This is a genomic window from Variovorax sp. J22P240 (assembly GCF_030316855.1).
GTDB lineage: Bacteria > Pseudomonadota > Gammaproteobacteria > Burkholderiales > Burkholderiaceae_C > Variovorax.
Genome location: NZ_JASZYR010000005.1, coordinates 377,314 through 393,627 on the forward strand (window position 1 = coordinate 377,314; position 16,314 = coordinate 393,627).

Consider the following 16,314-nt stretch of genomic DNA (forward strand, 5'->3'; position numbering starts at 1 on the left):
GATTCTAGGGGGAACCCTTAATCCCTCAGTTCTTCGCCGTGGGGATCTCGATGTTGACGCGGCGTTCGCCCTTGGGAGGATTTGGAAAGCCCTGCAGGGCAGCCTGGAACATGACGGGCAGGACGGCCTCGCTCGCGGTATAGGGACCGTCGTTGCGCGCATGGGTCTCGTACACCACGCGGTTGGAAGGCAGTTCACGCAGCACGATGCTGACCTCGCGTGCGTACCAGGGAGAGGGGGGCGGGAAAGCGGGCCCCCACCAGCCACCTCCATACCAGCCCGGGCCGCCCCAGCCACCCCAGCCCCGGCCATAGCCCCAAGCACCGCCGAAGCGCGGGCCGGGTCCCCACCACGGGCCGCCGCCATACAACCATGGATCGGCCCAGGGCGACAGTTCGGTGGTCACGCGCGCACCGATCAGTGCGCTGTAGCGCGGGTCCGCGTCGTCGCGGCGCAGGCCCACGCCTTCGAGAGCGGCGGTCGCCATCGCCTCCAGTTGCAGTTGCGCCGCCTCCTCGTACTGCTGCGAAGGCAGGCGCTCGAAGCGGTAGGTCGAGGCGGCCGGGACCGTCTCGATCTTCGAGAAGGTCCGGACGTCGCTGTCGACGACCCAGCGCGTCGCACAGCCGGTGAGGCTGGCGGTCAGCGCAAGGGCGGCGAGCAGGATCTTCATGGCGTCAGAGTTGGACGATGCGCAGTGGCGAAGGCGCCGTCGGGAATTCGGGTGCGTCGAAGGCCTTGTCCCCGTCGGCATCGGCGATGCCCGTCGCCTTCAGCCCCTTGAAGTCGAACGATGTTCCGTCCAGCAGGTGCGAGGGCACGACGTTCTGTAGCGCGCTGAACATGTTCTCGATGCGGCCCGGGAACTTGCGGTCCCATTCGCGCAGCATCTCGCCGACCTGCTTGCGCTGCAGGTTCTCCTGGCTGCCGCAGAGGGTGCACGGGATGATGGGGAATTCTCGGTGCTGCGCCCAGCGGATCAGGTCCTTCTCGGCCACGTAGGCGAGCGGGCGGATCACGATGTGCTTGCCGTCGTCGCTCACCAGCTTGGGAGGCATCGACTTGAGCTTGGCCGCGAAGAACATGTTGAGGAAGAAGGTCTGCAGCATGTCGTCGCGGTGATGGCCCAGCGCGACCTTGGTGGCGCCGAGTTCGTCCGCCACGCGGTACAGGATGCCGCGCCGCAGGCGGCTGCACAGCCCGCAGGTGGTCTTGCCTTCCGGAATGACGCGCTTGACGATCGAGTAGGTGTCCTGCTCCTCGATGTGAAAGGGCACGCCCAACGCCGTGAGGTAGCCGGGCAGCACGTCCTCCGGAAAACCGGGCTGCTTCTGGTCGAGGTTGACCGCGACGATGTCGAAGTGGATCGGCGCACGGGCCCGCAGCTTGAGCAGGATGTCGAGCAGTCCATAGCTGTCCTTGCCGCCCGAGACGCACACCATGACCTTGTCGCCTTCCTCGATCATGTTGTAGTCGACGATGGCGCGGCCCACTTCGCGGCACAGCCGCTTCTCGAGCTTGTGGGTCTCGCGTTCGATCTTCAGGTTGTTGGTGGACGAGGGCGTCTCGTCGATCCATACGGCACTCATTTCACTTGCTCCGAAAGACTTCAACGCCCACTGCGTCGCAGTCGGGGTAGACGTCGGGTTTGGCGGTCGACACGCGGGCGGCCTGCACCTTGGGATGCGCCAGCACCTGCGTGAGGATGTCGTCGCACAGCGTTTCCTGCAAATGGATGTGGCCCTTGCTCAGGCGCGTGGCGACGGTGCGGCGGATGAAGTCGTAGTCCACCACTTCGTCGAGCTCGTCCGACTTCGGCGTCGAGACGTCGAGCGGCACGTAGAGGTCGACGTTGATGATCACGCGCTGCTCGGCGCGCTTCTCGAATTCATGCACGCCGATGTTGATCCAGACCTCGTAGTCGCGCAGGAAAACGCGCCGGCAGGAGAGCAGCAAGGGGTCGAGAGCGGCAGTGGTCATGGGGGAGAGGCTTTCAGCAGGTCGTCGACGACGAACATGATGTCGCGCGGCAGCGGCACGAGGTGCTGGCCGTTGTCGACGCAAAAGGTGGTGCCGGTCACGCTGGGCGTGCCGGCAAGGAAGACGCAGGTCCTGGCGACGTCGGCCGGATCGATGGGCCGACGCATCAGGTTGGCGCGCGAGGCCCTCGCGAAATTGTCCTCGGTCTGAGGTCCGCTTCTGTAGAGGATGCCCGGCGCTACGCCGCACACGCGCACCGCCGGCGCCAGCGACTGGGCCTGGAGGGCGATGGCGCGCTCCAGCGCCAGCTTGGACACGGTGTAGGAGAAGTAGTCGGGGTTGAGGTTGTAGACCTTCTGATCGAGCACGTGGATGGCCGACCGGTCGACGCCGTCGCCCGCTTTCGCGCTTCGGGCCAGCAGCCGAGCGAAGGAGAGCGGGGCGAGCAGGTTCACGCCGATCTGGCGCATTGCCGCGTCGGCCTCGAAGTCCAGTCCGGTGTCGGGCTCGAAGGCCGAGGCGTTGTTGACGATGCACGCCAGTGGGCCATCGGCTGACGCATGCTCGACCAGTGCGCACCGGTTGTCTTCGGCGCCGATGTCGGCTTCGACAGCCGTGGCGTCATGGCCTTCATCGCGCAGGCGCGCGCACAATGCCTGCGCCTGATCCCGCGATTCGCGGTATTGGCACCACACCCGCCAGCCCGCGCGCGCGAAAGCCTCGCAGACAGCGGCGCCGAGCCGCTGGCCGCCGCCCGTCACGAGCACGCCGTGGCGTGGGGTTGATTCAGCCATCCTGATAGATTTCCCGTATGAACCTGGAGCAGGGCGCCGATCGCGCCACCCCTTTGACCCGGATTATCGATGCCGCGCTGCAGCGCGCCGGTGGCTGGCTGCCTTTCGACCGCTTCATGGCCATGGCTCTCTACGCACCGGGACTGGGCTACTACGCCAACACGAGCCGCAAGTTCGGCCAGATGCCGGACTCCGGCAGCGACTTCGTGACCGCGCCCGAACTCACGCCGCTGTTCGGCCGGACCCTGGCGATCCAGGTGGCGGAGGCCCTCGACAAGACTGGCACGGACGAAGTCTGGGAATTCGGCGCCGGATCGGGCGCGCTCGCCCTCCAGTTGCTCGACGCGCTGGGCGACCGCGTGGCGCGCTACCGCATCGTCGACCTCTCCGGCACGCTGCGCGAGCGCCAGCAGCAGACATTGGCACAGCATTCCGGCAAGGTCGAATGGCTGTCCGAACTGCCCGAAACCCTCCGCGGCGTGGTGGTTGGCAACGAAGTGCTCGATGCGATGCCGGTGCAACTGCTGGTGCGCACAAAGGGCGAATGGTTCGAGCGCGGCGTGGTGCGGCACGGCGATGGTCTTGCGTGGGAAGACCGCCCCACCGAGTTGCGCCCGCCGGTCGAAGTCCAGGGCGCGCACGACTACCTGAGCGAGATCCACCCGCAGGCCGAGGCCTTCATCGCCACCCTGGCCGATCGCATGAAACAGGGCGCGGCCTTCTTCATCGACTACGGTTTTCCCGAGTCCGAGTACTACCACCCGCAGCGCCACATGGGCACGGTGATGTGCCATCGCGGTCATCTGGCCGACCCTGATCCGCTGGCTGACGTGGGCCAGAAGGACATCACCGCGCACGTGAACTTCACCGGCGTGGCCGTGGCGGGCCAGGACGCCGGCCTCGAAGTGCTGGGCTACTGCAGTCAGGCGAGGTTCCTGCTCAATGCCGGCATCCTGCCGATGCTGGAACAGGCCACGCTCGCCGAGCGCACGCTGGCGGCGCGGCTGATCCATGAGCACGAGATGGGCGAACTGTTCAAGGTGATCGGCTTCGTGGCGGGCGAGCCCTGGGACGCGATCGGGTTCGCCGAGGGCGACCGCGTGCACACGTTGTAAGGCCCGGAGGCTGCGGAGACGCCCGAATAAGCTAGCAACAAACAATTCGTTGGAAATCAACGGGCCGGCTCCTAAAGTGGCCGGCTCGCTGCCCTTCATCCGGATGGGCGGGCTCCACGATGGATTGTTTGGATGACTGCTGTTCTCTCTTCTGACGCCGGTACGCGCAACGCGCCGGCGCAGCATTTCGAAGTGCGCCGTTTCGACGCGCCGGTGGGGGCCGAAATCGTCGGCCTCGACATCTCGAAGCCGATCAACGATGTGGATTTCGCGCGCATCCACCGCGCGCACCTCGACCATCACGTGGTCGTGTTCCGCGACCAGCAGGTCACGCCCGCGGACCATATCGCGTTCAGCCGCCGATTCGGCGCACTCGAAATCCACGTGCTCCACCAGTTCCAACTCAAGGGGCATCCCGAGATCCTGATCGTCTCGAACATCAAGGAGAACGGCGAACCCATCGGCCTGGGCGACGCGGGCGTGTACTGGCACTCCGACATCTCGTACAAGCCCAGGCCCAGCCTCGGCTCGCTGCTGCACGCGCAGGAACTGCCGAGCCAGGGTGGCGACACGCTCTTCGCCGACCAGCATCTTGCGTGGGAGGCGCTCAGCCCCGACTTGCAGAAGCGCGTTCTGCCTCTGAAGGCGGAGCACAGCTATCTCGCCAAGTACGAGGAACTGCGTTCGAAGAATCCGTGGCGGCCCAAGCTCTCGCAGGCGCAGATCGACCAGGTTGCGCCCGCCATCCAGCCGGTGGTGCGTACGCATCCGGAAACGGGCCGCAAGGCGCTGTTCGTCAGCGAGCATTTCACGACGCGCATCGTCGGCTTGCCGCAGGACGAGAGCGATGCGCTGCTCGCCGAACTGTTCGCGCACAGCGTGAAGCCCGAGTTCGTGTACCGCCACCACTGGGCGCCGCACGACCTGGTGTTCTGGGACAACCGTTCGCTGATGCACCTGGCGGCCGGCACGCCCGACGAACTCCGCCGCAAGCTCTACCGCACCACGATCGAAGGCGACACGCCGTTCTGATCGGGACTCATCCCAAGAAGCAATACGCAACAAGAAAAACCATGAACCGTTTCACACGCAACACCGCCGCACTCATTGCAGGCATCGGTTTGACCCTCGGCAGCATCGCAGCGCACGCCGAAGGCCGCATCCGCATCGCCGAGCAGTTCGGCATCGTCTATCTCTTGCTGAACGTCGCGCAGGAACAGAAGCTCATCGAGAAGCACGCCAAGGCGGCGGGCGTCGACGCCAAGGTCGAGTGGGTCAAGCTCTCGGGCGGGTCAGCGGTCAACGATGCGCTGCTCTCGGGCAACATCGAGATCGCGGGCGCCGGCGTCGGGCCACTGCTGACGCTGTGGGATCGCACCCACGGCAAGCAGAACGTGCGCGGCGTGGCGTCGCTCGGCAACTTCCCGTATTACTTGGTCAGCAACAACCCGAGCGTGAAGACGCTGGCGGACTTCACCGACAAGGACCGCATTGCCCTGCCGGCCGTCGGTGTCTCGGTGCAGTCGCGCGTGCTGCAACTGGCCTCCGCCAAGCTCTGGGGCGACAAGGAGTTCAACAAGCTCGACAAGATCAGCGTGGCCGTGCCGCATCCGGACGCCGCGGCGGCCATCATCAAGGGCGGCACCGAGATCAGCGCGCACTTCGGCAACCCGCCGTTCCAGGAGCAGGAACTGGCGGGCAATCCGAACGCGCACATCGTGCTCAACTCCTACCAGGTGCTGGGCGGCCCGGCCTCGGCCACGGTGCTTTACGCCACCGAGAAATTCCGCAACGAGAACCCGAAGACCTACCGCGCCTTCCTCGACGCGCTCAACGAGGCCGCGGAATTCGTCACCGCGAATCCGGAGAAGGCCGCGGACATCTATCTCAAGGTCGGCAACGCGAAGATCGACCGCGACCTGCTGCTGAAGATCATCAAGAACCCCGAAGTGCAGTTCAAGACCACGCCGCAGAACACCTACGTGCTGGCCGAATTCATGCACCGGGTGGGTGCCATCAAGAACAAGCCGGCCTCGGTGAAGGACTACTTCTTCGACGACGCCCAGAACACGACGGGAAACTGAGCGTGGCCTCGTCGTCGACCTCGGCGGGAATCACCCTGCGCCGGACTTTCGCGGACACGCCGTCGCGCCATCCGGCATCCGTCCGGTCGGCGTCTTCCGGGCTGCACGGCCGGCTCGACCCGTTGCTGCGGGTGGATGGCGTCAGTCTCGAATACCGCACTCCCGAACGGCTGGTCCGGGCCACGCACCGCGTGAGCTTCGATGTGCACGAGGCGGACCGCTTCGTGCTGCTCGGCCCCTCGGGCTGTGGCAAGTCCACGCTGCTGAAAGCCGTCGCAGGCTTCATTCCGCCGGTGGAAGGTGAGATCCGGCTCGACGGCCGGCGCGTGACGCAGCCGGGCCCGGACCGCATCGTGGTGTTCCAGGAGTTCGACCAGTTGCCGCCTTGGAAGACCGTCCGCGAGAACGTGATCTTCCCGCTGCGGGCATCCGGCACGCTCGGCCGGAAGGAAGCCGGGGAACGTGCCATGCACTACCTCGACAAGGTCGGCCTCGCCAAGTTTGCCGACGTGCATCCGCACCAGCTCTCAGGGGGCATGAAGCAGCGCGTGGCCATTGCGCGTGCGCTGGCGATGCAGCCGCGCGTGCTGCTGATGGACGAACCTTTTGCCGCTCTCGACGCGCTCACCCGCCGCAAGATGCAGGAGGAGTTGCTTGCGCTGTGGGAGGAAGTGCGCTTCACCCTGTTGTTCGTAACGCACTCGATCGAGGAGGCGCTGGTGGTCGGCAACCGCGTGGCGCTGTTGTCGCCGCATCCGGGCCGCATGCGAGCCGAGATCAACAGCCACGGCTTCACCCAGGACAGCCTGGGCGCGGGCGACTTCCAGGCGACGGCGCAGCGCATCCACCGCCTGCTGTTCGACGAGGCGGTGGCCGCATGACGAGCGCCAATCCCCCCATCCGGCCCGAATACGAGCTGCCGCTCGAGCCCTTCACCGCAGTGGCCGTCGAACGGCCGCTGCCGGCCGCGTCGCGCCTGTGGTCGCAGGGCTGGCTGCGCAAGGGGCTGATCCTCTGCGTGCTCGCGGCGCTCTGGGAGCTTGCCGCGCGCTGGCAGGACAACGATCTTCTGCTGCCCACCTTCACCGCCACCGTGCAGGCGCTGGTCCAGGGACTGGCCAGCGGCGAGTTGATCGACAAGGTCCGCATCTCGCTGGTCGTGCTGGTGCAAGGCTACGTGGCTGGCGTGGTGCTGGCCTTCGCGCTGACCACGCTCGCGGTGTCGACGCGTATCGGACGCGACCTGCTGGACACCCTCACCTCGATGTTCAACCCACTTCCGGCCATCGCGCTCCTGCCATTGGCGCTGCTGTGGTTCGGCCTGGGCCGCGGCAGCCTGGTGTTCGTGTTGATCCATTCGGTGCTGTGGCCGCTGGCGCTCAATACCTACGCTGGCTTCCAGGGCGTGCCGGAGACCTTGCGCATGGCCGGCCGCAACTACGGCCTGAAGGGGCTGCGCTACGTGCTGCAGATCCTCGTGCCGGCCGCGCTGCCGTCGATCCTGTCGGGGCTCAAGATCGGCTGGGCCTTCGCCTGGCGCACGCTGATTGCGGCCGAACTGGTGTTCGGCGCGTCGTCCGGGCAGGGCGGGCTGGGCTGGTACATCTTCCAGAACCGCAACGAGCTCTATACCGATCGCGTGTTCGCCGGCCTGGCGATGGTCGTGCTGATCGGTCTCCTGGTCGAGAACCTGGGGTTTGCCACCCTGGAGCGCCTGACCGTCCGGCGTTGGGGCCAACAACGCTAGTGCGTGAGCGAGCCTTGGGGGGTGAGTTCTAATCCCTCCCCATGAGCTTCCACTTTTCGCCCGAAGAAGACCTGCGCGTCGCCCACGCGCTGGCCGGTGCCGCGGCAGCACATTCGCTGCGCCTCTTTCGCACCCCGCTCGACATCATTGCCAAGGCCGACGAAAGCCCGGTCACTCAAGCCGACCGCGCTGCCGAGACGGCGATGCGCGAGATCCTCGCCGCCGAGCGCCCTGCCGACGGCATCTTCGGCGAGGAACATGGCCAGGAGCGCGTCGATGCCGAGCGCATCTGGGTGCTCGACCCTATCGACGGCACGCGCAGCTTCATCACCGGCTCGCCGCTATGGGGCACGCTGATCGCGCTGGTGCGCGGCGGCCGCGTCGAGCTGGGCATGGTCGACATGCCGGTGCTCGGCGAGCGCTGGATCGGCCAGGCCGGCATCGGGGCGCAACGCAACGGGCAGCCCGTGCGCGTGCGGGACTGCAAGACGATCGCCGAGGCGCGCATCGTCACCACGTCGCCGGACATCTTCAACGCAGCCGACTGGCAGGCCTTCGACCGGCTGAGCCGCCGATGCGCGATGCGCCGTTTCGGCGGCGACTGCTACGGATACGCCCAACTGGCCGGCGGCACGATCGACCTGGTGGTCGAGACCGGCCTGCAGCCCTATGACTACCTCGGCCCGACCGGTCTGATCGAGGCCGCCGGCGGCGTCGTTACGGACTGGGAAGGGCGTCCGCTCGGCCTGGAGGCCAACGCGCGCGTCGTCGCGGCCGCAACGCCCGAACTTCACCGACAGGCGCTGGCCATTCTTGCGGCCTAAACTCCACCCATGATTCGCTGGTTGATCGTCGTTGTCCTGGCGCTGGTGCTGATGAGCGGGCTCACTGCCTGGCTGCGGCGCTTCGGCTTCGGGCGGCTGCCGGGCGATTTCGAGTTCCGAGCCTTCGGGCGTGAGTGGCAGCTGCCGATCGCGAGCACGGTCGTGCTCAGCATGATCGCGGCACTGATTGCACGATGGATCTGACCGGATGAGAGCCTGCGTCGATATCGGCGGCACCAAGGTGGCCGTGAGCCTTTCCGCCGACAGCGCGTCGCCGCTGATCGGCCGCCGCAGCGAGCCGACCGCCAAGACCGGCGACAACGATGCGGTTGCGGTGCAGATCATGCGGCTCGTCGATGAGATCTGCGCCGAGCAGCACATCGACAGCGCCACGATCGAACGCGTCGGCGTGTCGTCCGCAGGGCCGTTCGAGCTGCGCGACGGCCTGGTGGAACTCGCCACCCCCAACATCTGCGGCGGCATCGCCGGACCGGCGCGCGGCTTGCCCAACCAGTGGATGACCGCGCTGCTGGAGGCGCCGCTGGCCCGCCGCTTCGCCCACGTCCGTGTCGAGAACGACGCCGTCGCCGCGCTCGAAGCCGAGCGGCGCTGGGGCGCGCTCCAGGGAAGCGACCACTGCGCCTATGTCACATGGAGCACCGGTGTCGGTGTCGGGCTGTGCGTCGAAGGTCGCGTACTGCGCGGCAAGAACGGCAATGCGGGGCATGCCGGGCACAGCTTCGTCGTCGACGACGACACCAACGCGCTGTGCGGCTGCGGCAACGTCGGCGACGTCGAAGGGCTGGCTGCTGGCAATGCGATCGCGCGGCGTTTCGGCCAGCCTGCTGCCCAGCTGTTCGCAGCGACGGCGCGTGGGGAGCCGCAGGCGCTGGCGACGACCGACGCGCTGTGCCGCGTGATGGGGCGCATGCTCTACAACCTGATCGCGACGTTGGACCTCGAACGCATCGCCCTCGGCGGGAGCGTGTTCTGGAACAACCGCGATTTCCTCTTGCCCCGACTTCAGGCGCAGATCGACGGCAAGCTGGTGGCACTCACCCGCGGCGCTGTGCTGGTGCCCGCCGGCCTGGGGGACACGGTCGGCGATTACGGCGCCCTGGCCCTGCTGGACTGAGGCCGGCTCAGGCCGCCTTGCGTACCGACACAGCCTGCGCAGCCGCGCATTCCCCGATGATCGCGCCCAGCCTGCGCAACCCCGCATCGATGGCATCGTCGTATGGCCAGCCGCAGTTGATGCGCAGGTAGTGGTCGAAGCGCGACGAGTTGGAAAAGAGCGTCCCCGGCGCCACCAGGATCCGCTCCCGCAGGGCCGCATCGAACACCGTGGCGGACGAGAGACGCTCGGGCAGCTCCACCCACAGCTGCAAGCCGCCGGGCGGCAGATTCAGCCGCGTGCCCGACGGAAAGTGCGCCGCAATCGCATCGGCCGTGCGCTCGCGCTGCACCTGGAGCCGTTCGCGCAGGCGGCGCAGATGCCGGTCGTAGGCGCCCGTGCCCATGTACTCGCCGGCTGCGTGCTGCGCGAGTTCCTCGTTGCTGCGGGTCTGGGTGTACTTGAGCATTTCGACCCGCCCGTGCCAGCGGCCGGCCGAGATCCAGCCCAGCCGCAGCCCGGGCGCCAGCACCTTGTGCAGCGAGGCGCAGTGGATCACGTTGCCCGTGCGGTCCCACGACTTGATTGCGCGTGGTGGCGCGTCGGCATCGAGCAGTTCGCTGTAGGTGTCGTCCTCGATCAGCGCGATGGCATGACGCTCGCACAGCTCGACCAGCCGCTGCTTGTGCGCGTCGGGCATCACGCTGCCCAGCGGGTTCTGCAGATGCGGCACGACGACCACCGCCTTGATGTGGCCGTAGGCCTCGATCGCCATCTCCAGCGCCTCGACCGACAGGCCGGTCTGCGGGCTGGTCGGAATTTCCAGGGCGCGCATGCCCAGGCTTTCGAGCACCTGGAGCAGGCCGTAGAAGGTCGGTGACTCGACCGCCACCGTGTCGCCCGGCTGGGCCACGGCACGCAGCGCGAGGTTCAGTGCCTCGATGCAGCCGTTGGTCACCAGCACTTCCTCGGGCGCGAGGGTCATGCCCACGCGCAGGCCGCGCCGTGCCGCCGCTTCGCGCAGGGGCGTGCGGGCGCGCGAGGGTGCGGCCGTCGTCAGCAGGTTGGGCCGCTGGCGCAGCATGCGCATCATGCTGGCGCGCAGGGCCTCGGCGGGATACAGCTCGGGCGCGCCGCGCGCCATCGAGAAGTCGACCTGCACTTCGCCTTGGCGCCGGCGCGCCACGAAGTCCGACACCTTGGAATGGATGCCGACGTACTGCGCGGGGTCGGGCGCCACGTCGGCGGCAGGTTCGTCCATGGTCGCGATCGCGAGCCGGCGCGGCCGCCGCACGAAGTAACCCGAACGATCGCGGGCCTCTACCCATCCTTCGCTTTCCAGGGCGCGGCAGAACTGCAGCGCCGTCGAAAGACTGATGCCGTGCTGCCGCATCAGGCTGCGCAGCGAGGGCAGCTTGTCGCCCGGCTTGAGCGAGCCCGCACGGATCGCGTCCAGGTAGTGCGTGGCGAGTTGCCGGTAGAGCGGTGGCGATTCCATGCAGTCGATGCTCCCTCAGCCGGGGCGGCGGAAACAGATGCAGATTAGTGGGAAACGACCATAACAGATGCGCGTCGAGCGCCACTGTTCTGCCTGCGAATGTCCGCTGCTGTGCCTGTTTTTCCGGCAGCCGGCTGCCTACGATGAAGTCATCCCGATCAGTCTCAATGAGGTGTTCCGATGACGAGCGAGTTTCTCCAAATCACATGTCTTCAACCGGGCCAGACCCTGCGCGTGGCCGTCGACGCGGGCTCTGCGCTGCTGGTCACGCGAGGCTGCGTGAGCGTGGTATCGCCGCCCTCGTGGTTTGGTGAAACGGTGTTCACTGCCAAGGCCACGCTGGACGAGGGCGAGGCCTACGTGGCCGAGCATGGTGGCTGGTTGGAGGTCTCGGCCCTGTCGCCGGCGCAGGTGCGCGGCTTGCCCCGCGCTGCGACCGTGGCGCCGCCTGCGCCTTCCCGCGTCACGCGGCTCGTGCAGTTGCTGGTCGGCAAGGCGGCCTGACGGTCGTGTGAACTGCGTCACATCGCCGACGCGAACTGCTTACTCGTCGCCGGCGCGGTCTCTGCCTACATTGACGGGCATGGGGCGCGCGAACCTGCCGGGCGCCCCGGACACCCAAAGGGAGCCCGCTCATGACCCGCTTCGTCGTTCACGTGATCTACCTCATCTCCGTGGTGGCCGCCGTGGCGGCGCTGTTGAACCCGGGTGCGGCTGCCGCGGCAGATCGTGTCTACCTGAACCGGGCCGACATCGAAGCCGGGCTGGTCGGCAAGCCGGTGTTGTCGAAGAACCTTGCGAGCGGGTCCATGTCGCACTGGGAATTCCGTCGCGACGGCACCGTCGAGGCCAGCCGCACCGGGCTCGGCAGGGCATCCGGTACGTGGGCAATCCAGGACGATGGGCGGATGTGCGTCACGATGGTGAATCGCACGGTGTGCCGGTACTGGTTCCGCACGGCGACTTCGCTGGCCAACGCCGACACGATGTCGCCTGACGCACCGACCGTTGCGGAAGTTCGCTTCGAATAGCCTTAGCGAACGCTCTCCGCTTCGCGCAGCGCGTTCAGGAAGCCTTCGCGCCACCAGTGCACATCCTGCTCGCGAATGCGCGCCAGCAGTTTCTGGTGGCGCTCGCGGCGCTCGTCCAGGGGCATCTGCAACGCCTGCTGCACCGTCTCCGCGGTGCCATGCGTGTCGTAGGGATTCACCAGCAGCGCTTCTCTGAGTTGCTCGGCGGCGCCGGCAAAGCGTGACAGCACCAGCACACCGGGGTCCGCCGGGTCCTGCGCCGCGATGTATTCCTTCGCGACAAGGTTCATGCCGTCGCGCAGCGGTGTGACGAGGCCGACGGCCGCGGCGCGGCACAAGCCCGGCACGCGCTTGCGCGCCACCATGCGGTGGATGTAGCGCACGGGCATCCAGTCGAGCTCCCCGTAGTCGCCGTTGATGGCGCCGCACAGCGATTCGAGTTCGCGCCGGATGTCGGCATAGGCGTCGACCGTCTCGCGCGTGGGCGATGCGATCTGGATCAGCGTGGCGCTGCGGCGGTTCTCGGGGTAGTTGGCCAGCAGTTCGCGGAACGAGCGCACCCGCTGCGGGATGCCTTTGGAGTAATCGAGCCGGTCGATGCCCAGCAACAAACGGCGACTGGAGTACTCGCGCCGCATGGTCTCGAACATGTCGCGCGACTCCTTCGCGTGAGTGAGCGCGGCGAACTCGTCGACGTCGATGCCGATCGGGAAGGCGTCGCAGCGTACTGTCTGGCCATAGGCGCGATAGTGCTGGTCGTCCAGCTTCTCGCCGTGGGCCTCGTTCTTTACGTAGTGCTCGAAGTGCTGCACGTCCTGGTGCGACTGGAAGCCGATCAGGTCATAGGCGAACAGCGAGCGCACCAGCCACTCATGCTGCGGGATTGCCGCCATGATGATCTGCGGCGGCAGTGGAATGTGAAGGAAGAAGCCGATGCGCTGCCGGCACCCCATCGCCCGCAGCTCGGCGGCCAGCGGGATCAGGTGGTAGTCGTGCACCCAGATGATGTCGTCGTCCTGCAGCAGCGGCATCAGCTTGCGGGCAAAGAGCTGGTTCACGCGCCGGTAGCCGCCGATGAAGGCCGCCTCGAAATGCGCGAGGTCGAGCCGGTCGTGGAACACCGGCCAGAGCACGTCGTTGCTGTAGCCGAGGTAGTAGCTGTCGTGGTCATCGCGGCTCAGGTCGATGGTGGCGAGCGTGACCTTGCCGGCCTGCTGCTTGTGCATCTCGCCTTCGCCGGTGGGCCCTTCCTCGACGATGGCGCCGCTCCAACCGAACCACAGGCCGCCGCTTTGCTGGAGGCTCTCGCCGAGTGCAACGGCCAATCCGCCGGCTGCCGGCTTGCGTGGATCGGCAACCCGGTTGGAAACCACCACCAGTCGACTCATATGCAGGAGTCCCAGGGTGCAGACAGTCTTACGGCCGCGTTGATGATGCCCACCATCGAGTAGGTCTGTGGGAAGTTGCCCCACATCTCTCCGGTGACCGGGTGCGTGTCCTCGGACAGCAGTCCCAGCGGATTGCGCGCCGCGAGCATGGTCTCGAAGATCTGCCGCGCCTCGGCCTTGCGGCCGATCTTGGCCAGCGCGTCGATGCGCCAGAAGGTGCAGATGTTGAAGGCCGTCTCGGGCTTGCCGAAGTCGTCGGCGGCTTCGTAGCGGCGCATGTAGGGGCCGTCGCAGAGCGACTTTTCCATCGCCTCGACGGTGGAGACGAAGCGCGGGTCGCGTGCGTCGATCAGGCCGACCTCGGCCATGAGCAGGATGCTCGCATCCAGTTCGTGGCCGCCGAAGCTTTCGGCAAAGGCCTGACGTTCCTCGCACCACGACCGGCTGAGGATCTCTTCTCGCATGCGCGACGAATGCCCATGCCAGTAGGCAGCGCGCTCCGTGAGTCCAAGCGCACGGGCGATCTTGGCGAGGCGATCGCAGGCGGCCCAGCTCATCAGCGCCGAACTGGTGTGGATGCGTGCGCGTGTGCGCAGCTCCCACATGCCCGCATCCGGCGTGCCGTAGACGCGGATCGCCTGCTCGCCGACAGCTTCCAGGTATGGAAACTCCGCCACGCCGGCCCGGCTCAACAGCCGATGGTCGTGAAAGGCCTGCGCCGCGCCGAGCACGATGTTGCCGTAGACGTCATGCTGGAAGTGCTCCTGCGCCTGGTTGCCGACGCGCACCGGCCCCATGCCGCGATAGCCGCTGAGGCCCTCGACGAAGGACTCCGGCAACTCGCCCTCCAGGCCGATGCCGTAGAGCGGCTGGATGTGTTCGCCGCGCGAGCCGATCACCACGTTGGACAGCCAGCGGAGGTAGTCCTCCATCGTGCCCACTTCGGAAAGGCTGTTGAGCGCGCGCACCACGAAGAAGGCATCGCGCAGCCAGCAGTAGCGGTAGTCCCAGTTGCGCTGGCTGCCCGGCGCCTCGGGGATGCTGGTGGTCATCGCGGCGACGATCGCGCCCGTGTCCTCGTAGAGCGAGAGCTTGAGCGTGATGGCCGCGCGGATCACCGCGTCCTGGTATTCGAAGGGAATCGCGAGCCGCTTGCTCCAGGTGCGCCAGTAGGCGATGGTCTCCTGCTCGAAATGGCGGGCCGTGTCGGCGATGCCGTCGGTCAGCGTCTCGTCGGCACCCAGCACGAAGTTGTATTCGCGCGAGAGAACGAAAGCCTGGCGCGACAGGATGTGCGAGACCGACGCGTCGGTGTTCAGCCGCAGCGTGAAGTCGGGCCCCACGTAGCGGATGTGATTGCTGCCGCGCGTGATGGTCGGCGCCATGGTGCCCCACTGGAAGCGCGGCGCGAGCGTGACGCGGATGCGCGGCGTGCCCTTGATCGGCTTGACGCGACGCACCATCGTGAGCGGCCGGAAGTAGCGCGAGCGGCTGTGGAACCGCGGCGCCAGGTCGGTGATCTCGATGCCCTGACCGGCGGAATCGAAGAGCTGGGTGCGAAGCACGGCGGTGTTCGGCTCGTACCACTGCTTCGACGATGCGAAGTCCTCGATCTCGATGGCCCAGGCGCTCGCATCCTCGCCCGTGTGCAGCAGCGCGTTGAAGACGGGGTCGCCGTCGAAGCGCGGCAGGCAGCTCCACACGACGCGGCCGCGCCCGTCGATCAGCGCGCTGTAGGCGCAGTTGCCGATGACGCCGACGTTGAGCGAGGCCTCGGCCGGCGGTCCGAAGCCGGTGCGCGCGGAAGGATCGGTGATGGCCTCGGGATGGGCGGGCGCCTTGTCGCTGGCGCCCGCTGCGCCCGCGACGGACTGGCCGGCGCGGTCTTCAGGCGCGTCGACCTCTTTCTGGAGAATGGTCATGCCGGTTTCCTTGGGGTTGCGGGTGGCGATGCCGCGAGCAGGTCCCGCGCTGCCACCAGCCATTCGAACACCTCGCGCGGCGAATCGAGCCGATGCAGCGCCAGGCTGGGACCGGAGCCGACCTTGATCGCCACGCCACCGCGCGGCTGCACGATGGCGAAGCCGCTTTCGTCGGTGGTGTCGTCGCCGGCAAACACCGGCACGCGGCCCGCGAACGGCGCTTCGCGCAGGAAGGCGTCGATCGCGACACCCTTGTTGATGCCCGCCGGTTTGACTTCGAACACGAACTTGCCGTGCAGCAGTTCGAACTGCGGCTGGCCGTCGATCGCGCGCGCCATGGCATCGCGGCAGACGGCCTCGAGTTGTGGCGCAAGCCGGTAATGCAGGGCGATGGCGGCGTGCTTGCGCTCGACCAGCAGCCCTTCGTACACGCGGGCAAGTTCGTTGGCCACTGCGAGCACCGCAGTGAGATCCAGTGCGCGCTGCTCCTGCATCTGGCCTTCGGCGTCGCGTCGCTGTACGCCGTGTTCGCCGGCAGCAGGCAGGCGCAGCGGCGCGAGAAAGCGGTCGAGCACGTCGATCTGCCGGCCCGAGACGACCGCCAGCGCACCGCCCAGCAGATCATGCAGGTCGCTGAGCAGCGGGACCATGGCGGCGGGGACGTGGATGGCCTCCGGCGTCTCGGCGATGGGCACCAGAGTGCCGTCGAAGTCGAGGAAGAGAGCCGCGTCGGGCGTGAGTCGGGGGGGCGTCTGCAGCATGGAGGGAAAACCATAGCAGACTCACGCCGCGCGGCGCGTCGGCCAAAGCCGTCAAT

General features: G+C 67.2%; 18 protein-coding genes. 10 read left to right on the forward strand and 8 right to left on the reverse strand.

The window, feature by feature from the left end; translation table 11 throughout:
* Window positions 1-25: 25 nt before the first annotated feature.
* Genes QTI24_RS16615 through QTI24_RS16630 form a run of 4 tightly spaced genes read right to left on the reverse strand, consistent with a single transcriptional unit; the run spans window position 26 to window position 2,774 of the window.
* Complete coding sequence (locus QTI24_RS16615; RefSeq protein WP_286601856.1) at window positions 26-673, reverse strand: DUF4136 domain-containing protein; 648 nt, start codon at window positions 671-673, stop codon at window positions 26-28.
* Between the two features lie 4 nt (window positions 674-677).
* Window positions 678-1,589, reverse strand: coding sequence for a tRNA 2-thiocytidine(32) synthetase TtcA (gene ttcA / locus QTI24_RS16620; protein WP_286601857.1), 912 nt, complete (start codon window positions 1,587-1,589; stop codon window positions 678-680).
* Between the two features lies 1 nt (window position 1,590).
* Window positions 1,591-1,980, reverse strand: coding sequence for a dihydroneopterin aldolase (locus QTI24_RS16625; RefSeq protein ID WP_126837247.1), 390 nt, complete (start codon window positions 1,978-1,980; stop codon window positions 1,591-1,593).
* On the reverse strand, window positions 1,977-2,774 hold the full coding sequence (locus QTI24_RS16630; RefSeq protein ID WP_286601858.1) for an SDR family oxidoreductase: 798 nt from the start codon (window positions 2,772-2,774) through the stop codon (window positions 1,977-1,979). Before QTI24_RS16630 ends, QTI24_RS16625 begins: the two co-directional genes overlap by 4 nt.
* A gap of 17 nt (window positions 2,775-2,791) precedes the next feature.
* On the opposite strand from QTI24_RS16630, the gene QTI24_RS16635 reads away from it, so the two are divergent.
* The 8 genes from QTI24_RS16635 to QTI24_RS16670 all read left to right on the forward strand — a co-directional run bounded on the left by QTI24_RS16635 (window position 2,792) and on the right by QTI24_RS16670 (window position 9,679).
* Window positions 2,792-3,889 (forward strand): class I SAM-dependent methyltransferase, encoded by a 1,098-nt coding sequence (locus QTI24_RS16635; protein ID WP_286601860.1) that lies wholly within the window; start codon window positions 2,792-2,794, stop codon window positions 3,887-3,889.
* A gap of 132 nt (window positions 3,890-4,021) precedes the next feature.
* On the forward strand, window positions 4,022-4,921 hold the full coding sequence (locus QTI24_RS16640; protein WP_286601862.1) for a TauD/TfdA dioxygenase family protein: 900 nt from the start codon (window positions 4,022-4,024) through the stop codon (window positions 4,919-4,921).
* Between the two features lie 41 nt (window positions 4,922-4,962).
* On the forward strand, window positions 4,963-5,973 hold the full coding sequence (locus QTI24_RS16645; RefSeq protein WP_286601863.1) for an ABC transporter substrate-binding protein: 1,011 nt from the start codon (window positions 4,963-4,965) through the stop codon (window positions 5,971-5,973).
* 101 nt (window positions 5,974-6,074) lie between these two features.
* Window positions 6,075-6,854, forward strand: coding sequence for an ABC transporter ATP-binding protein (locus QTI24_RS16650; RefSeq protein ID WP_286601953.1), 780 nt, complete (start codon window positions 6,075-6,077; stop codon window positions 6,852-6,854).
* Window positions 6,851-7,720 carry an ABC transporter permease gene (locus tag QTI24_RS16655; RefSeq protein ID WP_286601865.1) on the forward strand — a complete coding sequence of 290 codons (870 nt, stop codon included), beginning with the start codon at window positions 6,851-6,853 and terminating at the stop codon, window positions 7,718-7,720. Before QTI24_RS16650 ends, QTI24_RS16655 begins: the two co-directional genes overlap by 4 nt.
* A 41-nt stretch (window positions 7,721-7,761) precedes the next feature.
* A complete protein-coding gene (gene hisN / locus QTI24_RS16660; protein ID WP_286601867.1) occupies window positions 7,762-8,544 on the forward strand; it encodes a histidinol-phosphatase in 783 nt (260 codons plus the stop codon).
* A gap of 9 nt (window positions 8,545-8,553) precedes the next feature.
* Window positions 8,554-8,748: a DUF2905 domain-containing protein gene (locus QTI24_RS16665; RefSeq protein WP_028251900.1), complete on the forward strand. Its 195-nt coding sequence runs from the start codon at window positions 8,554-8,556 to the stop codon at window positions 8,746-8,748.
* A gap of 4 nt (window positions 8,749-8,752) precedes the next feature.
* The gene (locus QTI24_RS16670) at window positions 8,753-9,679 is read left to right on the forward strand and encodes an ROK family protein (protein WP_286601868.1); all 927 of its coding nucleotides are present in this window, start codon (window positions 8,753-8,755) and stop codon (window positions 9,677-9,679) included.
* Between the two features lie 7 nt (window positions 9,680-9,686).
* Here the strand turns inward: QTI24_RS16670 and QTI24_RS16675 are convergent, their stop codons facing one another.
* A complete protein-coding gene (locus QTI24_RS16675; protein ID WP_286601869.1) occupies window positions 9,687-11,156 on the reverse strand; it encodes an aminotransferase-like domain-containing protein in 1,470 nt (489 codons plus the stop codon).
* Between the two features lie 180 nt (window positions 11,157-11,336).
* Between QTI24_RS16675 and QTI24_RS16680 the strand changes: the two genes are divergently transcribed.
* A complete protein-coding gene (locus QTI24_RS16680) occupies window positions 11,337-11,660 on the forward strand; it encodes a hypothetical protein (RefSeq protein WP_286601870.1) in 324 nt (107 codons plus the stop codon).
* A gap of 131 nt (window positions 11,661-11,791) precedes the next feature.
* Complete coding sequence (locus QTI24_RS16685; RefSeq protein ID WP_286601871.1) at window positions 11,792-12,187, forward strand: hypothetical protein; 396 nt, start codon at window positions 11,792-11,794, stop codon at window positions 12,185-12,187.
* Between the two features lie 2 nt (window positions 12,188-12,189).
* On the opposite strand, the gene otsA is transcribed toward QTI24_RS16685, so the two are convergent.
* Genes otsA through otsB form a run of 3 tightly spaced genes read right to left on the reverse strand, consistent with a single transcriptional unit; the run spans window position 12,190 to window position 16,258 of the window.
* Window positions 12,190-13,575, reverse strand: coding sequence for an alpha,alpha-trehalose-phosphate synthase (UDP-forming) (gene otsA, locus QTI24_RS16690; RefSeq protein WP_286601873.1), 1,386 nt, complete (start codon window positions 13,573-13,575; stop codon window positions 12,190-12,192).
* A complete protein-coding gene (locus QTI24_RS16695; protein ID WP_503011268.1) occupies window positions 13,572-15,497 on the reverse strand; it encodes a glycoside hydrolase family 15 protein in 1,926 nt (641 codons plus the stop codon). Before QTI24_RS16695 ends, otsA begins: the two co-directional genes overlap by 4 nt.
* A complete protein-coding gene (gene otsB, locus QTI24_RS16700) occupies window positions 15,494-16,258 on the reverse strand; it encodes a trehalose-phosphatase (protein ID WP_286601875.1) in 765 nt (254 codons plus the stop codon). The genes QTI24_RS16695 and otsB overlap by 4 nt, the downstream gene beginning before the upstream one ends.
* Window positions 16,259-16,314 lie beyond the last annotated feature (56 nt).